This is a genomic window from Paenibacillus pseudetheri (assembly GCF_924513355.1).
GTDB lineage: Bacteria > Bacillota > Bacilli > Paenibacillales > Paenibacillaceae > Paenibacillus_AQ > Paenibacillus_AQ pseudetheri.
Genome location: NZ_CAKMAB010000014.1, coordinates 79,302 through 105,569 on the forward strand (window position 1 = coordinate 79,302; position 26,268 = coordinate 105,569).

Here is a 26,268-nt window from a genome sequence, read left to right on the forward strand (position 1 = left end):
TTGGGCTCATCTTAGCCATGCGTTTGTTGTTTTATTATAACGGTGTAGCGTATAAGGTCATAGCCATCCTTACACGTATACGTTAGAATGAAGAAAAATTTCCGGAGGGACAGCTGATGAAAATTGGCAAACACACACTTCGGCTGCAAACTACAATTACTTTGATGATTGGTGCAGTTCTTATCATAATGTTGCTAGTGGTCTATATGCTATTTAGTATAAAGGTTTCCTCACAAACAAAATCCTCGTTGGAACAAAAGGCTGTGATCATTTCCCGTACTTTATCTCGTAACCCTCTAATTATTGAAGCGTTAAACAAATCACGCAGCTCGTCTGAATTGCAAAGCTACACTGAGGAAATCCGATTGTTGAACAATGTGGAATTTGTTGTGGTCATGGATATGAATGCGATCCGATATTCCCATCCGGACAAGGACAAAATTGGTAAGCATTTTATCGGTGGCGATGAAGCCGCAGTCTTGCAGGGGCGGGAAAGCATCTCGGAAGCCGAGGGTTCTTTGGGCCCATCTGTAAGAGCGTTTTCACCTGTCTTCTCTGCAAGCGGGAAACAATTAGGAGCGGTGGCGGTTGGGATATCACTGGGAAACATCAGACTTGCCATAAGAGAGAACGTGGAAATCCTATATTGGGGATTGCTTATAGGTAGTCTAATAGGGGCTGCGGGAGCATTTCTGCTAGCACGTGTCATCAAAAAAATGATGTTTGGCATGGAACCGGCCGCTATTGCTAAGCTTTTGGAAGAGCGCAACTCCATGCTACAGTCAGTTAGGGAGGGAGTCATTGCCGTTGATAAAGAGTCACGTATTACTTTGATTAATACAGAAGCCAGGCGTTTGCTTGCAGCCATTGGCATGCAGGATGATCCCTTGAACCAGTCGGTGGAGAGCTTTTGGCCATCACTGCGGATGAATACTGTGCTCAAAACCGGTGAAGCCAGCCAGGACTTGGAGGTGGAGCATAGCGGCGTTACGTTACTGGCAAATGTGGTTCCCATTCATGTAAAGGGAGCTGTAGAAGGTGCAATTGCCACATTCCGTGATAAGACGGAGATCAGCATACTTATGGAAAGATTATCTGGCATCTCCTTATATGCCGAGGCATTGCGTGCCCAGGCGCATGAGTTTATGAACAAGCTGCATGTAATATTAGGATTAACGCATATGAAAAGGTATGATCGGTTGGAGGAGTATATAACAAGTACTGTCACAACAACACAGGCAGAGATGGGTACGGTGGTGAGACAAGTGAAGGATCCTGTGATGGCCGGATTTCTGTTGGGTAAGCTGAGTCGGGCCAGAGAAGCCGGAATTCGGCTGGTGCTTCTGGAGGATGGGGTTCTGCCGGAGCCTAGCGATCCGGAGCGATCCTGCCAACTCATTACGATAGTCGGTAATCTTTTGGATAACGCAATGGAAGCACCGGAAGGTACGGGCAGCAAATGTATTCATTTCAGCTTTCAATTTCAGGATAAGACGCTGATAGTTACGGTTAGTGATAATGGAAGCGGTATCCCAGATGAGAAATTGCCGTATATTTTTCAACAGGGTTATTCGACAAAAGGAAATGATCGAGGCGTTGGCTTGTATCTGGTTGAGCGGAGCCTTAAAGCTATGGGAGGTGCGATTGTTTGTGAAACGGGAAAGGGAGAAGGGACCCGATTTACGGTTAGTTTACCCTATCGAGCAAAGAGTGATGGTCAATGATTAGTGTACTGATTGTAGAAGATGATCCGATGGTAGCCGAGATGAATAAATTTTATCTGGAGCAAGTAGAAGGTTTTCAGTGTAAAGGCTGGGCTAAATCAGTGGGTGAAGCACTGATCAAATTGGCAGATGAGTCTTTCGAGCTGATTCTGCTGGATATTTACATGAAAGAGAGCAATGGATTGGAACTGCTGTCCGCACTCCGTCGAGGCAGCAAACGAATAGATGTGATTATTATTTCAGCTGCGAGCGATAAGGACAGTATCCGAGACGCGCTTCAGAACGGTGCAGTCGATTATCTTATTAAACCGTTTGAGTTTGAACGCTTTCTCGCAGCCCTTTCCGCCTACAAGGAACAGCATTTTCTGTTCCGCAATCAGGATTCGCTGGATCAGTCTGAATTGGATAAGCTAACCGGGTATAGGAAAGAGCCCTCGACCGTTCAGGATTTATCCAAGGGCTTTACCCGGCACACACTGCGGACGGTCTGGAAAGCGGTGGAGACCCATAATGCAAATTCCTTTAGCACTGAAGAGATTGCAGTTAGTTCCGGAATCTCGCGGGTTTCGGTCGGGAAATATCTTGCCGTCCTCGCGGATATGGGAGCGCTGAACAGTGAATTGACCTATGGCACCATAGGAAGGCCTGTACAGCGATATCGTATGTCTTCCCGCGGCAGTTCTGTGATTTCTAAATTTATATAACTTTTTGGAGTGGCCCGCCGGTTCCGTGTTTTATAAGGAATCGGCGGTTTTTAATTACTTATTTTTTGATAGCGCTTACTTTAATAATTTTCATAATTCAATCAATAATTACGTAAAAACAAAAGCGCTTTCATTTCCGCTACTATAAGGCTAGAAAAGAGTTTAGGAGGAAATGAAAAATGCAAAAAGCGATTCCAACACCTGTTTCCAAAGGAAAGGAAGGTCCCCTGCCAGAAAAGGCTGCCTTCATTCAAAAATGTAAGCAATTTAAGGTGGGTGCCTTTCCGCTTCCTGTGTATCTAGCTCTGGCAGTGGTCATTCTTCTTGCAAGTGTGGCGGGGAAGCTACCGAATGACATGATTGGAGGGTTCGCTGTCATTATGGTTCTGGGTATTCTGCTGAGTGATATCGGTATGAAGCTTCCCTTGTTGAAAAATATAGGCGGCCCCGCTATCATGGCTCTTATGATCCCATCCCTGCTGATTTACTTAAATTTGTTCAACTCTTCCGTGACAGACGCTGTCACCACATTGATGAAAGAGGCCAACTTCCTGTACTTGTACATCTCCATCCTGGTGAGTGGCAGTATGCTCGGCATGCACCGCAAAACACTGGTAGCGGGTATTACGCGGATCTTCATCCCGCTGATCGTCGGGACGATTGCAGCGGTTCTGGGCGGTCTACTGGTAGGAACGCTCACAGGTTATAGCATGTATCATACTTTCTTCTTTATTATCGTACCGATCCTTGGCGGTGGAATCGGCGAAGGCATTCTTCCTCTCTCCATTGCATACTCAAGCATTCTGGGTGGACACGAAGCCGGTTATTACGTATCGCAGATGATCCCGTCGGCAATTATCGGCAACGTATTCGCCATCATTGTGGCGGGCTTCCTGAAACGTCTGGGCGAGAAAAAGCCTCATCTAAGCGGTAACGGTACACTAGTCAAATCCGGTGATGATTTACAGCATGACAATCCGGATAACAAACCCAAAGATTTCATGATGATGGGTGCGGGACTTCTGATCGCATGCAGTTTCTTTATTGTTGGGGCATTGCTTGCAGATTATGTGGGGATACCCGGACCGATTGTCATGATTCTGATGGCTGTTCTGATCAAATGTGTCAAGGCGCTTCCCGAAAGATTCGAAAATGGAGCTTACCAGTTGTATAAGTTCGTTGCTGGTAACCTGACATGGCCGCTAATGGTAGGTTTGGGCATGCTGTACGTTCCTCTGAAGGATGTAGCTGCCATTATCTCTGTACCTTATGTGCTGACCTGCCTCGCCATAGTCTTCAGCATGGTGGTTTCCGGCTATTTTGTGGGAAGAAAAATCAATATGTACCCTGTCGATGCGGCAATTGTAACCGTCTGCCATAGCGGCTTGGGTGGAACCGGAGATGTAGCCATTCTCTCTGCCTCCAATCGTATGCAGCTCATGCCTTTTGCCCAGATCTCAACCCGGATCGGCGGCGTTAGCACCGTTATTGTGGCAACTATTCTATTGCGGTTTTGGAGCTGATTAAGATGTCAAGCATACGGCCAGAAAGCTTATAGAGAAAAATATATTGCAATTAACAGGAGGAACAGTAATGAAAATAATGGATGAAGTAATGAAGATGCATGTTGGCGGCAAGCTGGAGACCGGCTTGAAGAACCCTATTCGAAGCATGGAGGATTTATCCAAGGTATATACACCCGGAGTAGCTAAAGTGTGTCAGGCTATCGCCGCAGACCAAGATAAAGCATACGAATATACGATTAAGAAAAATTCGGTGGCGGTCGTTAGTGACGGAACAGCTGTGCTCGGACTTGGCGATATCGGTCCCAAAGCAGCTATGCCGGTCATGGAAGGCAAAGCAGCGTTGTTCAAACAGTTTGCAGATGTGGACGCTTTCCCAATCTGCCTGGATACAAAAGATACCGAGGAGATTATCGCGATTGTCAAAGCAATCGCCCCTACCTTCGGAGGCATTAATCTCGAAGATATTTCTTCGCCTCGTTGCTTTGAAATTGAAGCGAGACTTAAGCAGGAGCTGGATATTCCAGTCTTCCACGACGATCAGCATGGGACGGCGATTGTGGTACTGGCTGGAATTTTGAATGCGTTAAGAGTATGTAACAAGGACATTAAGAATGTGAAGATAGTGGTGAACGGTATTGGAGCCGCCGGTATCGCCGTATCCAAGATGCTCCTCCATGCCGGTGCCGTAAATTTGATCGGTGTGGACCGCCAGGGTGCAATTAACCGTGCTGTCCATTACGATAAACCGCATTGGAGCGAGTTTGCACTAATTACGAATCCTCATCTGGAGATAGGCTCCTTATCTGAAGTTATTCAGGGTGCCGATGTATTTATCGGACTATCCGCCCCCGGTGCCTTAAAGCTAGGTGATGTAAAAAGAATGGCTGCTGATCCGATTGTATTTGCCATGGCCAATCCTACTCCGGAGATTGATCCTGAAATTGCCGGGCCTTACGTCAAAGTTATGGCGACAGGGCGCTCCGATTTTCCTAACCAGATCAATAATGTTCTCTGTTTTCCCGGTATTTTTCGTGGAGCCCTTGACTGTGGCGCCACTGAAATCAATGAAGATATGAAACTGGCTGCTGCAGAGGCGATATCTTCGGTGATTAACGCCAGTGATCTTCATGAAACTTATATTATGCCGAATGCGTTTGATCCACGGGTAGTGGAGCGTATCCGGGAAGCGGTTATTCGTGCGGCGCTCAAGAGCGGTGTGGCAAGAATTGTTATGGGAGAAAGAGTAACCACAAGCTCTCTGATTTAATGTCTCTTATTATAAGAGCCTGCGCTTATGTAAATTAAGTGAAGAAGTTATTTAAACCCTTAGCTGTCATGTAAGGGTTTTTCTTTTTTTTAAGGGTATGCAAAACTCGATACATAACAAAAAGTTCTAAAAGACAAGGAGGTGATGCCCCATACAATGAACAACAACTCAATAGATTAGCCAAGGGAAATCGCCGTACTTGCTGCAACTGCTCCTAACCCAATGAACTGGTTTCCTTGGTCGGAAGAAGCTTTTGACAAAGCTAAGCAAGAGAATAAACCTGTCTTCCTGTCTATTGGGTTTAGCTAGTTGTTGACACAAACGTGCATGTCACTGATGGGATGTTCGCGTGAATCAATTTTTAGATAATTTCGCCATTGGAATTGGCGGAGGCTTTTTGTTTGGAGGTGAAAGAATACCATTCGTCATATTTTTCCATTTCATAGTATAATAAGATTATAGTCTATAGGACAATTAGATTCCCGGTTTGTTCGTTTATTTAATTGTATTCTGTAGATTGGCGAACTTCGTGAATATTACGTTATAGGAAATCAGCGCAAATTCAACAAAGCAATATATGATGATATCAATTCTAAAAGGTGGGACAAGATGATTTATGAACTAGATAGAAGTCAATTTTATAGGTGTAATGATATTGTTAATCGTGGTGTTAATATTGAAGAGAAGGCGATAGTAGTTGGTTCAAATCCAGGTAGAATATTTGTTGATAATATTGAAAGACCACGTTCCGCCATGATCTGGAAAGGTAATTTGGATGGATTTATTTTTATTGGAGATTCAAAGAATGATCTATTTAATCAGGGAATTAGAAGTTATATAGATGAGGTAATCTCTTTACAAGCGAGGGAACTAGGCTTGAAATGGTTTGAATGTATTGGTAACCATTCAAGTTGGTATATAACTTTCGAAGAAATCTTCAGTGATAGAGAGTTGAAGTCATGGGATCAAAATGTATATATTTTATCCCCACGAGAATATAAAAAACAGGTGAATCATAACGTTGATCGCAATTTTGCTATTACTAAAATAACGAGTGATATGCTAAAGACAAATAAAATTCTGAATAAAGAGTTATTAGAATCAAAAATATTGGAATTCTGGGAAAGTGCAGATGACTTTTTTGAAAAAGGTATTGGATTTTGTGTTTTATACAAAGATGAAATTGTCAGTCTATGCATTACAGGATTTCGCTACAATGAAATACATGGAATTGATATTGAAACAATTGAATCTTTTCAAGGAAAAAAACTTGCACAAAGCGTTGTTCATTCTTTTGTGCAATATTGTTTTTCTAATGGGTTTACACCATATTGGGACTGTATGGAAGTGAATTATCCATCAAATGCAGTTGCTCGAATAGTAGGATTTAAAAGGGAATTCACTTTTAAGGGATACGAGTTTAAACTATAGAATCTATCCGGTTAACTCGAAGAAGGGACTGACATCCTATAACACAATATTCGTGCTGCGGGCCGTTCGGCCCTTGATCTGCCAGAAGTATTTTCGAAGAAGAGTAATCAGGCAGATACATCCATTCCCCTAAGATAAGAGCTAACTAAGGGGAATGGACGTCGCGAATACACGAACGTTATGTGAAATTAGGGCTTAAAATGAAATGATAGTTCATAGTTGATTTTTCTTTAGAGCTAATATCTTAAAGCTAACAATTTTAGTAGAGAACAAGGAGAAGAAATATGTTTGGAACTATAATAATGGACGCATATCATCGTAACGAAGTGCGTCAAATAGCAGAGGCTCTTGATGATTTATGCTCACCAAATGATAGTTATGGTTGGGCATCTTCTGGTATATATTGCTTCTGGAACTACTATACACAAGAATTATACTATATTGGTTTAGCTGTAGATTTAACTGAACGTTTTAAACAACATAATGGATTAATTCCTGTAGATCCTTCTAGCTGTAAATATGAAAAAATAAATGAGTATTTTAATAATTATGATAAAATAGGATTTTCAATTTTTGTTCAATCGCCGTTAAGTCAAGCGGTTACAAGGAGGAATATTTACGAATGGTTTGGATACGATCCTGCTGAAGTTAAAGTTCGGGACTTTGGTAGAGACAGTTTTAGAGAACAACTTAAAATTCTTGAAGGAATTTTGATTGAAACTTTCAGATTGAACAGAGGGTCTCTTCCTCCTTGGAATGCTGTTTCTGGTAGCATTGCCGGACAGTTAAGAGCAAAAAAAGAGAGTTATGAAATAATAAATTTATTAACATCAACCGAACCTTCTCCTTTTACTGCTCGATTTTCTTTGAGGGAATTGTCCAGTAATCCTGTTCTTGAAGGCTATGAAAATTTTTTGCATTCTGCAAGAATTATGACACTTAATACTGGTATACCGTTCATTAATGCTTTAAGAGCTGTTCGTAGTGCTGACATGGCAAAAATTTACGAACAATTATTGGAGTCGAATTACTTTACAAAAAAATAATAATCTAAAGATAGATTAAGCATGGGGTTTATTATTTGGTTGACCTAGAAGGTAATTTCATAGAAGGCCCTAACATCACATAACATAATATTCACGCTGCGGGACTTACGCCCCTTGGTCCTGTAGTAGTTTAGAAGCAGGAAGCGGAATCAGTCGTATCCTTCAAGTAACCCTAATAGTGGCTACCTTCAAGCCTTAGGTGGCAGTATATTTTGAAATACCCAAGCGTTATATGGAATTACTGTTTAACAAAACGGAGAGACCTAATATTAGGTCTCTCCGTTTTGTTTATTTAATTCATCTTCAACCAATCCGACTAATTCAGCAGCTTTCATATCTAGCGCCGCAGCAATAGCAAGTAATGAATTTAATGTAGGCTGGTGGATTCCTCTTTCTAGCATGGATATGTATGTTCTATCAAGATTACTACTGAATGCCAATTCTTCTTGGCTGACCTTCTGCTTCTTGCGAATACTTTTTAATATCTGTCCAAAAATAGCTTCTGAGTTCAAAGGGATACCTCTTTTTGAACTCATTATCCTTGTGTTTATAACTATATTTCCACGGAGTATACTCTACAAAATGATGTAAATCTCTATTTTTTTGTGATATGATCTGACTGGAAGTAGTAACATATACCAATCAAAGAGGAGCATGAGTGAAATGAAAAATTGTCCTAATTGTGGAGATCAAAAGCAACATCTGGATTCTTTGTACAAATGTACGAATTGTTTTAAGGTATATTGTTCTCGTTGTGGCAACAATAGCTGCCCACAATGTGGTAGCGGTGGAGTTACCTTAGAAATTGTGACGGATTAATTAATCTGTATTTAGAATGGAGAGTTAACGATTGATGAAAAAGAAAGCAAGAACTATAACAGGAATCATAATTTTTGCAATTGCTCTTACAGCTTGTGGGAATTCTGCTAATGATGAAGCTACCTCTTTCTCATCAGAGTTCCAGAACAATGGAAGCGAAATAGAGACAATTCAAGAAGAGCCTGCTGTTACTTCAGTTCCAGCTAAGAATCCAGAAAGTGTAGAACTTACTCATTTGAATTTTGCGTTGACTTTTTCCCAGTTTGAGATTAGTAGAAGTGGCAATCAGCTGATAGTGACACTTCACATAAAGAATACGGGGAAGTACGAAGATATGCTAGACAGTGCCAATTTAGTTATCAAGCAAGGGAACGGTAATGCCATTCTTCCCGTGCTAGGAATTGTGGGTGATTCATCCATGGGGCAAGAGGAACTAAAGGATTGGAAGAATGTATTAAATGGTGATTCTACGTATATCTATGCACAGTATAATATAGAACAAAATCAGAATGCCCAATATGATTTATACTATGTTTATATGGATGAATTAAAATGGCTGCATAGTTTTAGCGAAAGTGATATCAAAACGACTGTACTGAATACTAATGAGGCTAATGGTTCGGAGATGAAGAGTGAAAATGCTCTACAAGATGTATCAGTGCAACTAGATCAGTTTACAGAGCGGATGAACCGGGTTTTTAGCACATTGCCTCAACTCATTAATATTGGTGGCTGGAGAGAACTGGAGTATGCACCGCAAAGCTATGAGATCAAGCATAATCAAATTACCTTGGGTGTACATATCGGGGATAAAGGAATTGATACGGTGAACGTACTGGAAGCTTCAAATGAGCAAATTTCAGAGGATTTCTTTGAGTTTATGTCTTCCACAATATTGGGTACAAATTCGTCAGCTAGCGTGGAAGAGATCTCAACTTATCTTTCTCAACATTTCAATGAAACCGAAAATGTGAAGACGGCTACATATAGCAAGGACGGATATACCTATACGCTTATGATGTCAAACTTTGAAGGTTTGGGAATGCAAACAGATTATGCGTATAACTTTATCATTGTGAAAAACAAGTCTTAGAGGATATTGTAATTACTATATTTGAAGGAGAGAATGTTGTATGTTAAAAACGCCTAGGTTGCTATGGGTGGTTGGGTTGGCAATGGTGTTAATTGCCCTTTTTCCAACAGCTTCATTTGCAGCCAACAAAGATATTAAAGCTACAATCAACGGCAAACAGCTATATTTCGATGTAAACCCGCAATCTATTGATGGTAGGATATTTGTTCCTATGAGAGGAATCTTTGAAGCTCTTGGTGCAGAGATTAAATGGGATGGGGAGACACAGACTGTTACTGGCTTAAAAGGGGAAACTACGGTTAAGTTAACCATTAATCAAAAGCAAGCTTACATAAACGGCAAAACGGTTACTCTGGATGCACCAGCTACAATCGCCAAAGGTAGCACATTGGTTCCAGTTCGTTTTATTGCAGAAAGTCTTGGAGCTGATGTGAAATGGGATGCTTTGACTAGCACGGTGATTATTTTGCAAGGGGAAGTTACGGCAAGCGATTACTATTATTTCCTATATAATAGCAAAAGTGTTTCTGCTGGTGATATAATGGCGATTAAAAGCTACATTGGAAAGTTTCGCAGCACAAACAACATAATGCTGGATGTGACAGAGGAAAAGGATGCGGTTAATATCTACCAGAGGCTACAATCTGATTCTACAAAGCAATCAGGTAAGCTATTGGGTATTCAAATCTTTGGAGCTTCTGAAGATGTTCCGGCATTCAATTATTTGAGTAAAACAGCCACCATTTTTCCAGATCGGAGTATGAGCAGATTTGATTTAGTTTTAAATGGAGAGCGTTTCCTTACAGACTATTTCTATTCAAGCTTTAAAAATGATACCGCTCAACTCAAAAAAGAAATAAGCCCTTACGCAGTATTTGATGAAAAGACAGTTAAAATTGATTTTGAACCTCAATGGAAAGTAGTTAGACTTCCCCTTTCTAAGGGTGAAATTGAAGGTTACTTAAAACGATTTGATGAATACACCACAAAACGTAATGCTCAAAAATCTATTCCAGTTGTAAACTTCTCAAGTCCAACTTATGGAATTATCCCTGGAACTCCTGAGGATGGAGAAGATTTCCGAGATCCAAACGATGAACGTAGACTTCTTTACCAAAAAGATGATTACAGCTATGTCCTTCAACGTCTGGATAAAGAATTTAACATCCTAAAGAATTATCGTTTGTATGGCAACCAACAAGGCGACATTAAAGTCAAAACAAATGTATCTGGAGACTACACTAAGGATAATGTTGCTAAAGAAAATGGAACTGGAATTGTTGACTTTTTCTTTAATGGAGCAGGTAATTTCACTAAGACAAAATTCAAGGTAGTTGAAAGAGGGGACGAAGCGCCTTCTATTGGTTCAGACTCATCTGAAAAGATTATGACATCTGAAACTGTGAACAAAGTTCTATCAAAGAACTATTACACCATGATTATGATGCAGTCGGAAGATGCTAAAAATCTTAGCAACAAGAGTTTGGTTCATGAAATGATGGCAAATGGTAAAGCAATTAGCATAATTGCAGGAAGCAATAAGATTTTACCAGGTGGACTAAATAATATTGCTTCCCTAGAAGACATGAAACCAACTTTGTATTACTTCACATACAATTTCTACAAAAACCAAAGTGAAGGTTTGAATAGAACTGATAGTTATCTCAATGCTTCAAAAGCATTTGTAACTGAGCTATTGAATCATCAAGATTTGAAGTGGGACCCCAATTTTGAGTTTGGGATTACAAATCTTGCTTCACTTCATAATCTTGGGGTTATTGAATATAAAAACTAAACCGTAACCATATCTACAATTGTTTAAGATGTCGATTTTCTATCGACATCTTTTTTTCGTAGGAGATTGCTCGTTTTGTGACAATTATAATGTGTTTACATTATAATTACAGTGTATTAATTTGCTATAATGCCACAAAGAAAATATTAAGGGGAAATGAAAATGCAGTTGCAGCAATGTCCTGTACAGCTAATAGAACAAATATTTCAATATATACATAAAAGCAAGCCGGAATATAATCAAATTAGAAAGGATTATGCTGCGCTAGGTCTTTTGTCAGTCTACTCCGGGCTATTTAATAGTTGGGATAGTTTAAAAGGAGAAAAGGAAGAATTGCGCAGAATGGGAGCGGGAAAATATTTGGATAATGTTCTGCAAAAAATCTTTGCTCTTAAGAGTGATGATACTGTGACAGAATTAGTTGATTATGTAAAAGAGCTAGGCTTAAGTATTCGTAAGGAAGATTACCGCCAGGCTGCTGAGAACATGAAAAGGGGAAAGAGAACAGAAGGTGGGCGTTATAACATCCCTAATTCATCGAGTACACTTTTATTGGCTTCAATGAATTTTGGAATTCAGATTTATCAGCAATTTATCATGAAAGGATTTAATAATAGTGAAGATACAGAGAAATATCCACTAGAAATATTAAATGAAATTGATTTGAAGGAGATTGGAGACATGAAACATGAACAAGAATCTCAAGCGATTGAAGTGCTGAAAAATAAAGAGCATACAAGTGACTCGGAAAGCAGCACTATTGAGCCGCAAACTAGTGACAAACAAATTGTCACAAGTAATGAACGGAAGAACAATCTGTCTTCACTTATAGGTAAACCTTTTCAAACAACCAGTGAGTACGAATTTCATGATTACGCCGATATGTTACCTCTTATGACTAATGATGAGTTGGCATTGCTGACAGAAGGCATTCGAAGCAATGGACAATATGAGCCCATACTCTTTTACAATAACCAAATTGCTGATGGTCGTAATCGTTATAAAGCTTGCAAACTTGCTGGTATACCAGTTTTAGTATCTGAATGGTTAGGAAGCGAAGAAGAACTAGTGCTTTATATTTATGAAAAAAATGTGAATCGTAGGGATTTAACGAGCTCACAGCGGGCAATGTCTTCATATAAACTGTTAAGTGAAGCAAGAAGATTAGCTAAGTTACGTCAAGGTGAACGTAACGATCTCAAAGTATCTTTAGAAGAAGTAATTAATAGTGCTTACCCCGTAGTGAAACGCGGACGAGTAAAAAATAATCAAAAGCATCGAGCTGATGAAGCTGTTGCAAAAGAGTTGAAAACGAATAGAACGTATGTCAATAATGCGGCATTTATTTATGAAAATGCACAGGAATTAATGGAGCCTGTATTGAGGAAAGAACTAACCATTACAAAAGCTTATCAATTGGCTAAAAAATTATCTCCTGAAGAGCGTATTAAAGTATTAAATGAATTTAAAGAAAAAAAACGAAGCATTGATGCTATTGTTAAATCAATTAAAAGTGAGGATGACACTATAAATGATAACGAAAGGAAAGGAGAAATTGTAATTATTACGCCACATGATGTTACTTTAAGCGAGGAGGACATCAAGCAGCTTGAAGCAAAGTATGAAATGATAGTAAAAGTGCAAACCCGCAGGAAGCCTAAGGATATAACAAATAATTAAAAATAACTATATTTAAATTTTTGACCGTCTCTTTGGAAGAGACGGTTTTTTTGTTGCGTCTGAACAAATTAAACACATCAAACACCAGATTGAAAATTGTTGTTAAGAAAATCTGAACGATTGTATTTAATGTGTTTGTAATTAACCTAAGAGTATTTGGAGGGGGATCATTAAGACTTGATTTTGATTGTATTTTCGATGTTGCGATTGTTGTTGTTTTTATGACTAAGTAACTACTCGTTGGGTTGGGAAAAATATACAAAAGAGGATTTCAATTTCAAATGATTTTTGTTTTTAAAAGCTGAAGAAAAAGTTCGAAATAATTGTTAAAAAAATAAAATGAATTGAGTTTAATGTTTGTGTAAGTTAGTTATCTTCAACGGGTGGTGGTTAGATGGTTAATTGATTAATTAATTAATTGATTGATAGAGCTAAAGTAGTCACTTATTGCAACGTCTCTGACCTTTGAAAACTTGATAAGTAATTGTGAAGGTAATTTATTATGAAAAATATGAAGGAGCGAATTTAAAATGAATCAAGGTATACGAATTAATGGCAATGAATTATGGGATTACGAATTGGTATATGACGATGGACAATATTTAATTGTCTTTTATCCTACGCATGAAGCAATGATTTTGAAATTTGAAAAAGAACCAGAGTTATTGGATAAATTAAAATTCGCTTTCGAAAAATGGGTTCGTGAGGGGCAGAATGTAGTGGAAGAAGTGAATCTCGAAAATATGATTGAATGGTTTGGGATTACCTATGACTTTCATTTAACGGATATTGAAGCGGGATTGATTTCTATATTGCTTCAAAACTTAACTCTGGCTTATAGAGACTTAATCCAGTACAAAGTTAAATTGGATACGGTAGGTATGTTCATCCTTGATGTACCATTTGATTCGATTGAATGAAGACATCAGTTGGGAAAAATGTATAACTTAATGAGGGAGATTATAAGTAATGTTAAATGATACGAAAAATCCAAAAGAGATAGTTGAAGGCAATACGATAGATGATTTACTAATAACGTTAATAAAGAGTCTATATTCTTTGGGGGAAAAGTATAAATGTGTATGTAGAACTGAACAGTCACTTGATGTTGAAATGAAGACATATACTTTGGAGATATGGTCAACACAATGTGATAGTTTTATTCATGCTGTACTTATTTGGGATATTCGAAATTGGAATTGTGAATCTCAAAACTTGAGAGCATGGTGGGGAATAACGAGAGTTACTTATGGCTCTATTGAAGATGAGGACTACAATTTGAAAGACGGATTAAATATAATTAGAAAATTTATATTTGAAAATGGCATACTTCCTATCCAAACTAGTCATTAATTTTATAGTTGATATGGCTGTCCTTTAAGGACAGCCATGCATGGCTATCACGTTCTTAAAAATAAATTAAAAACAAGTATGAACTGTCTAGCTACTGGAAAGTTACCGCTCACATCACGAGTAATTTTCAAACTGATTTTTCAGAAGAGGGCAGTAGAAAGAGGTTTGAATAGAGATGAAAATACGTCATGTACGAGTACCATATTCATTACTTGAACTTAATATCCCCAACGAGTCTAAAGCTGTCTATATCGCAATTATGAGCTTTCGTATTGGGAATAAGAAAACGATTAAAGTTTCAATGAATTCGATAGCATATATTGCGGGGCTTAAAGAGAGAAGAATAAATCATCATATAACAGAATTGTGTCGCCATAACATGCTGTCTCGCAAGCAAATAAACTTTGGAGTGTCCGCTTACGGCTGCAATACGTACACCATTCAGTGTGATGAAAAGAGATTTGCGGAGATACCTTGGTGCATAGCCTACGAAAAGCAATTAAAGGCATCTTCGCTTATCGCCTACTGCATAATGAAACAGCATACGAATATAAAGAAACAGGACTACACCTGTTATTTGTCCAAAAAAGAATTAGCGGAATTTTTAACATGTTCATTGAATCAAGTGGACAAGGTGAAAGGTGAATTGAAAAATGCAGGATTGATAATCTGCGATTACAATAGCAAAAAGATTCTGTTAGCTTATGAACAGCAAGAAAAAGTTTAATGAACGGTTACAAATAACTTGAGTAAGGATTGTTGATTCCAATCCAGTAAAATTAGTTATCAATAACAAATAAATGAAAGAAAGAGAAGTGACGGAATATGCAGCGAAGTTACTTCGCTGCACTATTTCAAGCTATGCGAGAAATAGTACTATCTAGAATTAATATATAGATAAAGATATATAGAAAAGTAGGCAATTCTGGATTATGTGAAGTGCAATGTGAGATTATGTGGAATGCAATTTTAGATTATTATTCATTCGTTAAGTTAGGTTAAGTCACGATTAGACTTATAAGTGAATCCTTAATGCATAATGAATGTTACACAATAGAATAGTGTTACATCGGTTAAATGTCCACGAGGGTAGGCGGGGTAAGACATCCGGGTTCTTTTCGGCGCTCTGGAGCTTTGCCGTTTACGTCGAAAGTAACACAATATATAATTATTATATAGTTAATTACATATAGTTAGAGAGGTGTTTGGTATGGAATTTGTAGAACCTATCCGTAGTAGGAAACAGATTGATGCTTTGAAGAAGTATCTGCGAGGGCAGAATATCCGTGACTATCTATTGTTTGTGCTTGGCATCAATTCAGGGTTACGGATATCTGATTTGCTCAAGCTTCAGGTGGAAGAGGTGTACAATCAAGATCGGATCAGCATTCGAGAGCAGAAGACGGGCAAGAGAAAAGATTTTCCCTTGTCGGATACCTGTAAAAAAGCAATTCAGGAATATGTAAAAGTAACAGGTCATAAGTCAGGAGCACTGTTTGCCAGCCGTAAAGGTGGGAATCCAATTAGTCGAGTACATGCTTACCGGATACTTAATGAAGGGGCAAGCCGTGTTGGCATTAAAGAAGCCGTTGGAACACATACCTTGAGAAAGTCGTTTGCCTTTCATGCTTACCAAAGTGGTGTAGATATTACTCGTATTCAAAAGCTGCTCAACCATTCAGCACCGAGTGTCACTTTAGCGTACATAGGAATCACTCGACAAGAGCTGGATAATGTTTATTTCAATCTTAACCTATGAAGACGTTAACGGATGTTATACATCTGGTTAACGTTTTTTTCATTCTCAATAGCACATGAAGGAGGCGCATATTAATGAAGCAAATCATCAATGCCAAAGGAACGAACATTTATCCGGGACAAGTAAAGTATGTATGGGTTGCATCTTGTTCTTGTGGGAATAAGCTTGTACGAGCAATGAAAGTAACTGGTTTAAACATGTATGTTGGTAAAGAATGTTTTTCCTGCAAACAATGTGGAGAACGCTTACAGAAGAAAGGACAACATTATTTTAAAGGAGATCAGATGATTAGTCGGGAGCAGGTATGGGCGGCAACTGATTTTGATGAATAGCTTTTTTCTAAGAATTGCCTTGAAGTGGTCAAAGTGTTAATTCTTTGTTCAATGAATCTTTACACTTTCATGTGAAGCTATTCCATCAGGTTATGTTCTGCTCAACAAGATATATGCTTAAACTGAGCCACAAAAGTGGAAATAAGGTGTAAGGAAGTGTCAATTATGGACAAACAAATGCTGCTGTTGTTTGCAGATGCTATTCAGCGAAAAAGGTTAATACGAGTTACGTTTATAACCAGAAGTGGAGAGGAACGGAGCAGGCGATGTGCACCACTGGATTTGTCACCTAGTGAACGAGCAAAGATCAAATTTTACAAATATCATATGTGGGACTTGGATAGCGAGCCAAAACCGCATTTACTGAGTTTGAATCCAGAACAAGTTATCCAACTGGAGGTAACCGCCGAGTCATTTATGCCGGAGCAGATTGTAACCTGGACAAGGAAAAACCCTTGGACAATCGTTAGGGATTGGGGAAACCTGTCGTAAGTATTCAGCATAGCTTCATTTTAATCAAGCTTTATGAGCCTGTAGTGTAGAAATTCACTATGGGCTTTGTTTTGCCTTTTAAATGAAGATACATAGCAAAATAGTTACTATATTAAGCGGAAGAAACGGTGTACGAGGGTCAAGCATGTTGATAAGATCGACTCAAGAAAAATACCAATTTACAGGAGATTTTATTATGGCAAATAAGAATAGGGTTTCAGGCAGAAACAGCCGTGGAAGTAATCAGGTTAGACTAGAAGATGAACAAACGATGTCAGAACAGCTTCAAAGCGAAAATGAGCAGACAAGTATGGAGGCAGGAGAAATTCAAGTTCATGAAGAGACAGGGCAAGAACAAGCCGAACAAGAAGAGTCAGTCTCGGTCCAGGAAGAATCAACTCAGACTGAGGTAGCTAATGAAAATTCAAATGAAAAGCCGATTATTCAAGAAGAACAGGAGATCGTACTTGACCAAGTAGATGGCGAAAAGCAGCAAGAGGCTTCATCACAGCAGGAAGCTATATTAAATGAAGCAAATACACAAGAGTTGCAGCAAGAACTAATTGATGGCAAAGAAGAGCCGCCACTTGCCATTGAAGATATTGTAAAGCCGGGAAAATTCGGAGTAACGAACAGCCAAATGATCCCGGCCATTAAGCAAGTGATTGCGGATGGCTCAGTCGAAAAATTGAGGATGCTTCGCTCCATGTATTTGTATTCCTTCGAGAACTCACTAAGGTATCTGAAAAAGTCGGAGCGAGAATTCATTCAAAATAACCTGAAATAGAACAAGCCGGAGCATGGATTGGTCATGTGCTCCGGCTTGTTTTTATTTTGTTAATTTTTCTGACTGTCTTGCGTAGAATGATGCACTTTGGAGAGAGGTATGTCTATGTCGGCCTCGGCTTGGACAGTTTGGCTCAATATCTGGGCCACATGCTCATGAAATTGCCGCAACGCTTTGCCAGATGGCTGATTAACTTCTTTGATTACATATTCACATTTCTTCATGAATTACGCCTCCAAAATTTAACAGTTGTCATATTCGATGATGTGTCATCAAAAATGCTCAACATTCTACTTGGATGGCGGCAAAAATTTAACAAGTTTGGAGTAGAAGCTATTATGGAAAGCAAAACAATTAAACACGTAGCCGTTTATTTAAGAAAATCACGAGACGATGGTGAGTTTGAAGACGTTCTCTCGAAGCATAGGGATACCCTTCTGACCTTGGTCGAGAATCGAAATTGGACCTATAGGCTATATGAAGAAGTGGCCTCTGGTGAAAAGATAGAGTCTCGTAAGGAAATGCAGAAGTTACTTCGTCATGTTGAAGACCAGCTCTATGATGGAGTAGTGGTCATGGACATTGACCGTTTGGGTCGGGGAGAAAACAAGGATTGGGCACTCATAAAAGATACGTTTTTGAACTCAGAGACGGTAATCATTACACCGAACAAGATATACGATTTGGAAATAGACAATGACGATGTATCCTTTGACTTCATGTCCATTTTTGCCCGAATAGAGTACAAAACGATTAAGCGAAGAATGAAGCAGGGCAAAGAGGCTGGAGCGAAGAAAGGCATGTGGACAAACGGAAAGCCACCGTTTCCTTACTACTACGATAAGAACACAAGGTCGGTACTGGTGGATGAAACGAAGCGTCCGATTTATCGAGCTATTGTAGAAAAGTACTTGAATGGAACAAACCTTGGCCATATCGCCATTTGGTTGACAGATAATAAGATACCCACGCCATACAACATTAAGCCTGATGGAAAGAACAAGGGCTGGTCGAACATTACGGTTCAACGGTTGCTGGCAAGTGAAATCCATATGGGTTACATCACTTATGGCAAAACACGTTCCAAACGTGGGCAGGTGGAATTAGTTCCCGAAGAAAAGCGGATTAAAGTCATGGGAACACATGAAAAGCTGAAAACGCCGGAAGAACATGAAGTCATTAAGGAGCGGCTGCTTAAGAATCGCATGTTGAATCCCAATTCAAGACGTAATATTTTTCCTTTGTCAGGCTTGCTTTATTGTGAGAAATGCGGTTCGCGGATGAGGTTCCGGGTGGGAGAGAACAAGAAGCAGGGGCAGCATTGGAGCGCATTATGCTATCACGAGTACGAAGATGGCAGCAAATGTGAGCAGCGCGGAAAGGTAATGGATGCTGATTTTTTCAATGCTCTGTATGATCGGATTATCCATGTAGACCCGATCATTTTACGGGAGATTGAATTGCATGGAAGTAGGTACAATGATACACAGGTCATTATCGAGGTCAAAGAGCAGGAGTTGAAGAAGCAGAAGCGGGCATTGGACAAGCTGTACGAATCGTATGAAGAGGACATGATTACGAAGCAAGTGTTTTTAGAGCGAAAGGCTGTTCGATCAAGGCAGATACAGAAGCTGGAGGAAGAGTTGAAGGATTTGCGGAAGGTTGTAGTAGATGAGGGGAATTATCCGACTGTTGAGCAGATATACGAGCGGGTGGGGCAGTTTAGGGAATTGTGGAGCGTCGCGGTGACAAGTGAAGAGAAGAATCGGGCGTTGAAGAAGCTGGTGGAGCGGATTGTTTATGATCGGGAAGGGAATCGGGTGGAGTTGACGGTTTGTTATAAATAGTATGCTTTTTATAAAGCAACAACCCTTAAGTGAATCTGATTTAAGGATTGTTGTTGTTTTGTTTCCATAATTATAATATCTGTGACAAGAAATGACAGCAATCGACAACCCTCTTCAGTTATACTAAACAATAGGTCTAAAGATTTAAAGTGGGCTATAAGACTTATTTCTTTCTACCATATCTGTAACATACTAGGTGAGGGTCGAATATGAGTGCAATAGAATTTATTCAGAAAAATCAAAATAGGAATCTTGTTTTGTTTATTCATGGGTTTACTGGAAGTAATGAAACGTGGATTAATGATCTTGGACAAGAATTCCCCAGAATGCTGCTTGAAGATAATCAAATAGCAGATAATTATGATTTTGCCTATATTAGTTATTATACAACACTAGTTGATATGTATGGTTTTAAGGTAAAAACCAATTTTTTTAAGAGAATGTTTAACCATGAGACTGAAATAGCCAGGAAGAACTTAGGGATTAATCAATTAGGGGAATTTATTCAATCAGTGATTAAATTCAACTGCGATTGTTATGAGAATATAATCATTATTGCACATAGTATGGGAGGACTTGTTACTAAATCGTTTATTTTAAATGAATTCAATAAAGATGTACCTTCGAATAAAGTGAAATTGTTTCTTTCACTAGCTGTACCTCATAATGGTACTGAATGGGGAAAACTAGGTGAAAAGTTATTTAGTAATGTGCAGGCAATTGATCTAAAACCTCTAAGTCCAGTTCTTTCACAAATTAATCAGAATTGGGTGCATTGTAAATCATTACCTCGAACAATTTGTTTTTATGGACAATATGATGAAATAGTTGATGAGGGTAGCGCGATACTATTTCAAGCTGAGAAACCAGAAAAGGTGCCGTGTGATGACAATCATAACACTATCACTCGTCCAAAAGATAAAAGCAGGCATGTTTATGTAGCCATTCAATCAATTCTCCGGAAATTTGCAGAAGAAATTTCATTAGGAGAACCATTTCAAGTTAGGCCTTTTGTCGATCAAGGACAACTAGACGATGAGATATTTGTTTTAAGGCTTCTCATTGCAGACGTACATAATATTCATATTAATAGTGCAAAACAAACTTTCTTTAATGCAGAATATATGAGGAAAGTTTTGGTGAATCAAGGAGAACATGCAATAGCTACGCTAGCAGATTTATATTCAAGAATAGAAACCTTCTATTCTATTGCATTTGGAAAGTTAATGAGTGGTGATTTAAATGATAGTAATCATTTGGTTACATATGTCCACGAACAACTTAGCAAAGAAACAGATTTTTTAAAAAGTACGATTCCTTTACTTGGAGGCTTTCAGAAAATGGGGATGCTTCATCAGCTAATGAATATGATGGAAAAAGATTTGTGGTGGGCTCAACAGCAAAACATTCAATCAATAGAACAATTTAGAAAGGCTAGAGGGATATGAAGACACTACCATTTATTGTTCCGGAGAATGAGTCGAACGTAAGGTTAGCAAGATTGTTGATCCTTATTCAATTTTTAGGTGTAAGTAAAAAAGGAAAATTACTTTTAAGCATAGAAAAATTATCCACATATGATTATTTAGTAAGAAATCCCGTTTTACTACAAAAACTTCTTGAGACTGAAGATCAAGGGAAATTGATGGATTTACAGGAGAAAGAAGCTGATTCAATTGAATCGCTCTTTCCCAATAGAGCTTCTTTATATGACTATAGTACTATTAAAAAAATAACATACTCTTTAATCTATAATGAATACATTTCTGTTGAACATAATAAAGAAGGACATATCTTTTATTTTGCTACTGAACTTGGTAGAGAGTTTGTTGAGCAATTGGAGTCAATATATTTTAACCGAATTAAAGAACTCAGCAAGGTGCTTATCCCATTACAAAAATTCTCTGCCTCTCAATTACAAAAAACATTAAAATCAATTAATTATGGAGTGGTAATATAATGAAAAAAAATAGGTCTCCTCGATTAATATTAAAAAAACTTATACTTGTAGGTAGAGAAAAAAATTACATTGTTCCATTTACTTTAGGATTAAATATTATATATGGAGATTCAGATACAGGTAAATCTAGCATTCTTAATATGATAGATTACCTTCTTGGTTCAAGCGAGGTTTTCTTATATGATGAAATAGAAATTCATGGGAAGTATGGATTGTTGGAACTGGAATTAAATAATGATATATTTACAATTAAAAGGGATATTTTCAATCCAAAGTCTCATATAGAGGTTTACCATTCAACTATTGATAAAATGGAAAGTGTTTTCCCAAAAGAATATGGCTCAAGTTTTGTAAAGGAAGGTCCAGAGGGTTACTTTTCAGATTTTATGTTAGAAGCTTTGAACATCTCATTAGTGAAACTTAAACAAGCTCCTTCCAAAGCAGATTCGAAAATGTCTTCATTAAGTTTTCGTGACATTTTTAAATTTTGTTTTTTAGATCAAGATGATGTGGGGAATAAAGATATATTAGACCAAAAAAACCCTGTTGTTTTCGTGAAAAATAAAGAGACTTTTAAATTTTTGCATAATCTATTGGATAGTCAAATTACTGAATTACAAGAGGATATTGCAGAAAAGACTAGAATTAAAAATGGAATTATCCAACAATTCACTATTGTATCATCTTTCCTGAGAGAAGCTCGTCTTGAAACTACTGAATCCTTAGAGGGGAAATCACAGAAATTAACCGAGGAATTGAAAGTACTCGATAATGAAATACTACAGCTAACAAATAATATGAAATCAAATTCGGATCATGATAATGAACTTAGAGAGATTATTGTTACTAAACAGAGTCATCTCGATAGTCTAACATTAAATAAAATGTATAAAGAAACACAACTTGATCAGAATTTACGTTTAAAGAGGGATTATCAACAAGACATAGATAAATTATTGGCTTCTGTTGAGGTGATAAAGAAGCTCCCAAATCATGAAGGTCATCATGTTAATTGTCCTGTTTGTGACAATGAACTGCAGGCATCTAAATTCAATGAACTATTTAGTCAGTATGATTCTAGTTCCATAGAATTGGAAGTAAAGAGTTTGAAAAATCGTTTCAAAGAAATTTCCCTATTGATCGATAGAGATAGGGGGAGTATCTTGGATATAATTGAAGAAACAACTTCACTTAGTGCTGAAATTAAAAAAGCAAAGGATATGTTAGATTTAAAAACGCGTGAATTTGTTTCACCATTTATGTCTCAACGAGATTTGCTTAACACAAGGAGAGGTGAGATAAACGAGGAAATTAAACGTACTGATTATTTGCTTAAACTTCGAAATCAGCTGAATGAATTAACTAAAAGAACGGATGTATTAACCGAACAGATTTCACAATCGAACAGCAGAATGATAACCCTTGTTGAGGGGGCACCATCTGTCGATGGTGTTTTGGAAAGTATTGCGGATTGGTTAAATGAATTCCTAACTTTTATACCAATACGCAACCCGTATGGAATAAAAATTAGTGATAAAACATTCTTGCCAGTCGTTAGAGATAGAGACTACTCAAAACTAACTTCTGGTGGTTTGAGAACCTTAGTATCTATAGGCTATTTGTTTAGCTTGTTGAGGAACAGTTTGGATACAGATACTAATTTTCCTAGTCTACTTATGATTGATACTGTAGGTAAATATATTGGAAAAACTAAAGCTAAGTATTTGGAGAATACTAATCAATCAGAAGATACATTAGAAGGTATTAACGATCCTAAAAAGTATAAAAATATTTATAGTTATTTGAGTTCTTTAAGTGATGAGTTGGTTGAAAACTATGATTTCCAAGTGATTGTAGTAGATAATGACCTTCCTGAGTCAATGGAGTCTCAATTAGAAAAATATATTGTTAAGAAGTTTAGTGTAGACGAAAGAAAGGGCTTTGAAATTGGTTTTATAAATAATGCTACCCCTAGAGTTTAGTTAGTAGCTAAAAATAAAATTGTCATTTATCTTGATCTATGCCCAAAACACTAATTGTAACAATGTAAATGAATCCTGTATAATATAAAACTTTAAATAGAGAGAGGAATTCCTAGACCTTTCTCTAAAGTTAAAGACTCATTTGTTAGGGTAACTCTGATTTTTGGAGTTACCTTTTTTCATTCCTTGCGACATTACCCACCCATTTTGGATAAACTAACACTAAATCCATGAGAAAAGAGATGATGCCTCATGACAACTCAAAAAGTCCCCAATAGATTAGCCAAGGAAAAGTCACCATATATGATGCAACACGCACATAACCCGGTGAACTTGCTGTGTGTTGCTGGTTACGGAGTGGTGTTTGAAGGGTACATTAACTTTTTGAAAAGCCAGATCGCCAGAAAATAGTAAAACTACGGATTGGAGGTAGAAAATATGGGGTACTCTTATAGCGGCATGGTAGATGGATTAAAAACATTTTATAGTTCTATGCGTCAGCTTAATGTGGAGATAGGAACTTTCGAACATAAATACAATAATGTTATATCAGATGCAATATTTGATACTAGAGATTCAGGCGGGTGGAAGCTAACATTCATCAAAAGAGCAAGTGGCAATGTTCTATGTGTTCCGATTCAAAAAGGATACCGTTTTTCTATTACCGGGAATGCAGAATATAACGCTCTCATTGAATATTTTGGAATTGGAAGTGGTAAAGGGCAATTCAGCATTAAAGACTTTGTTGATTATTTAGATAAGCAAATTCCCACTGAATACAGACTATCCGATAACAAGAGAAAAGCAATACTAAATTATAATAAGTTAGATAATGAGAGTGATGGAATCTATCCTATAGGTGTTAAAAACTGGGTTGTTATTCATGCTAAGAATCCAGAATTACCAGAAGATAAATATCATAGAACTCCAAAAAACTTATTAAAAACTAAAGAACTATATCCAGACATATATAATGCAACTAAAGATATGGATATAACAATTATGTACGGAACAGATTCTGGGGAAAATACTGAAAAAATAAAGGCTGGTAAAATAGATTATAAGAATTAACGTTATTGACCCACACGTACCTGTCATTGATGGGATGTTCGCGTGAATCAATGATTAATATATTCCTACGGCGTAATGTTAGATAGGAGCTTTTGTTTGATCACTCCTTTTCATTGATCCTTAGGGGAAATATCATCCTTTCAAATGCCTGGCGCAGTCAATTTCGAGAAACTCATTAAATAGAAACAATTTTGTGGAAGTTGGCTAAATAAAGTAGGCATTGGATCTCCGCGGTATCGAAATTCACTGTCGTAATCATCTTCGATAATCCATGCACGTTGCTGCGCGGCTTTATGCAAAAGCTGTTGCCTGCGTGGTTCCGATAACATCACACCTACGGCGCATTGGTGAGCGGGGGTAACGAGAATTAGTTTTGCTTTTGACGGTACTTTCTTTACGACAAGGCCGTACTCATCAACAGGAACAGGAGCAATCTTCATTTGTCGGTATTTCATCGTCATCCAAGCGACGGGATAGCCGGGATCTTCGACCGTCACGATATCTCCTTTGGTCAAAAGCGTTTGTGCGATGAGATCAATACTATGCTGGGCTCCGGATGTCAACAAGATTTGATTCGTTTGAACGTGAATTCCGCGTTCTAGCGATAAATAACGTTGGATCTGCCTCCGTAAAGGCTCGAAACCATACGCATCACCGTATGACCAAGAGGATACGTTTAGTTCTGAAGAGGCATTCAAATATGATTTGCGCCATGTTTCTTGAAACTGCGTATCCACATAAGGCTGATAGGGACTAAAATCGATGGCCGATTCCCGGTTATCCTTACTTCTAAACCACTGTTGTGACTGATCAACCAGTAATGGTAGTTCAGGGATCTGTAGAACAAGTGGGGTAGTATCTTCTTTCCGTTTACCCGTGAACTGATTCCAATTATTGACGCGTGTTCCACCGCGGCGTGATGTTACTGTATAACCACGGGCTAGCAGTTCTTCATACACAATTTGTACGGTGGAACGTGACACTCCTAGCTGCTGAGCGAGTTCCCAAGAAGGCGTCAGGAGTTCACCTGGCTTTCAAACGCCATTCGTAATATGATCGATGGCTTGATCGAGCAATTGCTGCCAAATGGACATTTTGTCGGCGCGATTTAATTTCATCAAATTAGTTCCCCCTTTTATATATTGGAATGAAATTAGCGTTTTTTTTGGATTGTTCAAATACATCGTTTTTGGATATATGTAACCAATCCATCAATTGATATACTAGCATGGTGTTCTTCATCGATGCAATGTTGTACAGGCTAAATCAATCACTAACTTCACATAAAGAAGGAGGAAGGTCGATGTTTAAAGTTTTGGTATCGGATCCCATTGATTTGATTTGAATGTTGCAACGAGCCGGGGGATTATCATGGCAATGCAACCGAAGGCAATACGGTCACGATGTGCGAGCATGCCCTTGCGATGATGATGGCATGCATTGGCCCGGCATATTCCGCTAGCCTATGCAAAAACCGTTACTGGGCGATAGGATCGTAAATTATTCCTTGGCGTCGAATTACGAAACAAGATACTCGTTGTGCTCGGGCTTGGTCGTATCGGGATCGAAGTGGCCAGACGTGCAGCGGAGAAAGAGATAA

At 38.3% G+C, this 26,268-nt stretch carries 23 protein-coding genes and 3 pseudogenes; 23 read left to right on the plus strand and 3 right to left on the minus strand.

Going from position 1 to position 26,268, the window contains the following annotated elements; all coding sequences use genetic code 11:
• Positions 1-116: 116 nt before the first annotated feature.
• From dcuS to L1028_RS14825, 7 genes and pseudogenes are all read left to right on the plus strand, one after another.
• On the plus strand, positions 117-1,724 hold the full coding sequence (dcuS, locus tag L1028_RS14795; protein ID WP_234535055.1) for a DcuS/MalK family sensor histidine kinase: 1,608 nt from the start codon (positions 117-119) through the stop codon (positions 1,722-1,724).
• Positions 1,721-2,428: a response regulator gene (locus L1028_RS14800; RefSeq protein ID WP_234535057.1), complete on the plus strand. Its 708-nt coding sequence runs from the start codon at positions 1,721-1,723 to the stop codon at positions 2,426-2,428. Before dcuS ends, L1028_RS14800 begins: the two co-directional genes overlap by 4 nt.
• A 179-nt stretch (positions 2,429-2,607) precedes the next feature.
• Positions 2,608-3,951: a 2-hydroxycarboxylate transporter family protein gene (locus tag L1028_RS14805; protein WP_423803045.1), complete on the plus strand. Its 1,344-nt coding sequence runs from the start codon at positions 2,608-2,610 to the stop codon at positions 3,949-3,951.
• Between the two features lie 70 nt (positions 3,952-4,021).
• Positions 4,022-5,221 carry an NAD(P)-dependent malic enzyme gene (locus L1028_RS14810; RefSeq protein ID WP_234535059.1) on the plus strand — a complete coding sequence of 400 codons (1,200 nt, stop codon included), beginning with the start codon at positions 4,022-4,024 and terminating at the stop codon, positions 5,219-5,221.
• Positions 5,222-5,396: 175 nt separating this feature from the next.
• Positions 5,397-5,527: pseudogene (locus L1028_RS31685) on the plus strand (DUF255 domain-containing protein); the annotation flags it as partial.
• A gap of 303 nt (positions 5,528-5,830) precedes the next feature.
• On the plus strand, positions 5,831-6,652 hold the full coding sequence (locus L1028_RS14820) for a GNAT family N-acetyltransferase (protein ID WP_234535062.1): 822 nt from the start codon (positions 5,831-5,833) through the stop codon (positions 6,650-6,652).
• A 284-nt stretch (positions 6,653-6,936) separates the two neighbouring features.
• Complete coding sequence (locus L1028_RS14825; RefSeq protein ID WP_234535064.1) at positions 6,937-7,698, plus strand: GIY-YIG nuclease family protein; 762 nt, start codon at positions 6,937-6,939, stop codon at positions 7,696-7,698.
• Between the two features lie 269 nt (positions 7,699-7,967).
• On the opposite strand, the gene L1028_RS14830 is transcribed toward L1028_RS14825, so the two are convergent.
• On the minus strand, positions 7,968-8,210 hold the full coding sequence (locus L1028_RS14830; protein ID WP_234535066.1) for a helix-turn-helix domain-containing protein: 243 nt from the start codon (positions 8,208-8,210) through the stop codon (positions 7,968-7,970).
• Between the two features lie 338 nt (positions 8,211-8,548).
• Between L1028_RS14830 and L1028_RS14835 the strand changes: the two genes are divergently transcribed.
• The 10 genes from L1028_RS14835 to L1028_RS14880 all read left to right on the plus strand — a co-directional run bounded on the left by L1028_RS14835 (position 8,549) and on the right by L1028_RS14880 (position 17,808).
• Positions 8,549-9,610, plus strand: coding sequence for a hypothetical protein (locus tag L1028_RS14835; protein WP_234535068.1), 1,062 nt, complete (start codon positions 8,549-8,551; stop codon positions 9,608-9,610).
• A 40-nt stretch (positions 9,611-9,650) separates the two neighbouring features.
• On the plus strand, positions 9,651-11,405 hold the full coding sequence (locus L1028_RS14840; RefSeq protein WP_234535070.1) for a copper amine oxidase N-terminal domain-containing protein: 1,755 nt from the start codon (positions 9,651-9,653) through the stop codon (positions 11,403-11,405).
• A 162-nt stretch (positions 11,406-11,567) separates the two neighbouring features.
• Positions 11,568-13,085 (plus strand): ParB/RepB/Spo0J family partition protein, encoded by a 1,518-nt coding sequence (locus tag L1028_RS14845; RefSeq protein WP_234535072.1) that lies wholly within the window; start codon positions 11,568-11,570, stop codon positions 13,083-13,085.
• 530 nt (positions 13,086-13,615) lie between these two features.
• Positions 13,616-14,005, plus strand: coding sequence for a hypothetical protein (locus L1028_RS14850; RefSeq protein ID WP_234535074.1), 390 nt, complete (start codon positions 13,616-13,618; stop codon positions 14,003-14,005).
• Between the two features lie 49 nt (positions 14,006-14,054).
• Complete coding sequence (locus L1028_RS14855; protein WP_234535076.1) at positions 14,055-14,438, plus strand: hypothetical protein; 384 nt, start codon at positions 14,055-14,057, stop codon at positions 14,436-14,438.
• 175 nt (positions 14,439-14,613) lie between these two features.
• Positions 14,614-15,165: a hypothetical protein gene (locus tag L1028_RS14860; RefSeq protein ID WP_234535078.1), complete on the plus strand. Its 552-nt coding sequence runs from the start codon at positions 14,614-14,616 to the stop codon at positions 15,163-15,165.
• Positions 15,166-15,648: 483 nt separating this feature from the next.
• Positions 15,649-16,197, plus strand: a complete 549-nt coding sequence (locus L1028_RS14865) for a site-specific integrase (protein WP_234535080.1) — start codon at positions 15,649-15,651, stop codon at positions 16,195-16,197.
• A gap of 74 nt (positions 16,198-16,271) precedes the next feature.
• On the plus strand, positions 16,272-16,529 hold the full coding sequence (locus L1028_RS14870) for an LIM domain-containing protein (protein ID WP_234535082.1): 258 nt from the start codon (positions 16,272-16,274) through the stop codon (positions 16,527-16,529).
• Between the two features lie 165 nt (positions 16,530-16,694).
• On the plus strand, positions 16,695-17,021 hold the full coding sequence (locus L1028_RS14875; protein ID WP_234535084.1) for a hypothetical protein: 327 nt from the start codon (positions 16,695-16,697) through the stop codon (positions 17,019-17,021).
• A 196-nt stretch (positions 17,022-17,217) separates the two neighbouring features.
• Positions 17,218-17,808 carry a hypothetical protein gene (locus tag L1028_RS14880; RefSeq protein WP_234535086.1) on the plus strand — a complete coding sequence of 197 codons (591 nt, stop codon included), beginning with the start codon at positions 17,218-17,220 and terminating at the stop codon, positions 17,806-17,808.
• Positions 17,809-17,858: 50 nt separating this feature from the next.
• On the opposite strand, the gene L1028_RS14885 is transcribed toward L1028_RS14880, so the two are convergent.
• Positions 17,859-18,032, minus strand: a complete 174-nt coding sequence (locus tag L1028_RS14885) for a hypothetical protein (RefSeq protein ID WP_234535088.1) — start codon at positions 18,030-18,032, stop codon at positions 17,859-17,861.
• 114 nt (positions 18,033-18,146) lie between these two features.
• Here L1028_RS14885 and L1028_RS14890 point away from each other — a divergent pair, with 114 nt between their 5' ends.
• From L1028_RS14890 to L1028_RS14910, 5 genes are all read left to right on the plus strand, one after another.
• Complete coding sequence (locus L1028_RS14890) at positions 18,147-19,655, plus strand: recombinase family protein (protein WP_234535090.1); 1,509 nt, start codon at positions 18,147-18,149, stop codon at positions 19,653-19,655.
• A gap of 209 nt (positions 19,656-19,864) precedes the next feature.
• Positions 19,865-21,103 carry an ABC-three component system protein gene (locus L1028_RS14895; protein ID WP_234535093.1) on the plus strand — a complete coding sequence of 413 codons (1,239 nt, stop codon included), beginning with the start codon at positions 19,865-19,867 and terminating at the stop codon, positions 21,101-21,103.
• Positions 21,100-21,615, plus strand: coding sequence for an ABC-three component system middle component 4 (locus tag L1028_RS14900; protein ID WP_234535095.1), 516 nt, complete (start codon positions 21,100-21,102; stop codon positions 21,613-21,615). The genes L1028_RS14895 and L1028_RS14900 overlap by 4 nt, the downstream gene beginning before the upstream one ends.
• Positions 21,615-23,597: a hypothetical protein gene (locus tag L1028_RS14905; RefSeq protein WP_234535097.1), complete on the plus strand. Its 1,983-nt coding sequence runs from the start codon at positions 21,615-21,617 to the stop codon at positions 23,595-23,597. Before L1028_RS14900 ends, L1028_RS14905 begins: the two co-directional genes overlap by 1 nt.
• 438 nt (positions 23,598-24,035) lie before the next feature.
• A complete protein-coding gene (locus L1028_RS14910) occupies positions 24,036-24,668 on the plus strand; it encodes a DUF6037 family protein (protein ID WP_234535099.1) in 633 nt (210 codons plus the stop codon).
• Between the two features lie 143 nt (positions 24,669-24,811).
• On the opposite strand, the pseudogene L1028_RS14915 reads toward L1028_RS14910, so the two are convergent.
• Positions 24,812-25,789: pseudogene (locus tag L1028_RS14915) on the minus strand (aminotransferase-like domain-containing protein); the annotation flags it as partial.
• A gap of 217 nt (positions 25,790-26,006) precedes the next feature.
• Between L1028_RS14915 and L1028_RS14920 the strand changes: the two are divergent.
• Positions 26,007-26,252, plus strand: a pseudogene (locus L1028_RS14920) (NAD(P)-dependent oxidoreductase); the annotation flags it as partial.
• Between the last annotated feature and the right edge of the window lie 16 nt (positions 26,253-26,268).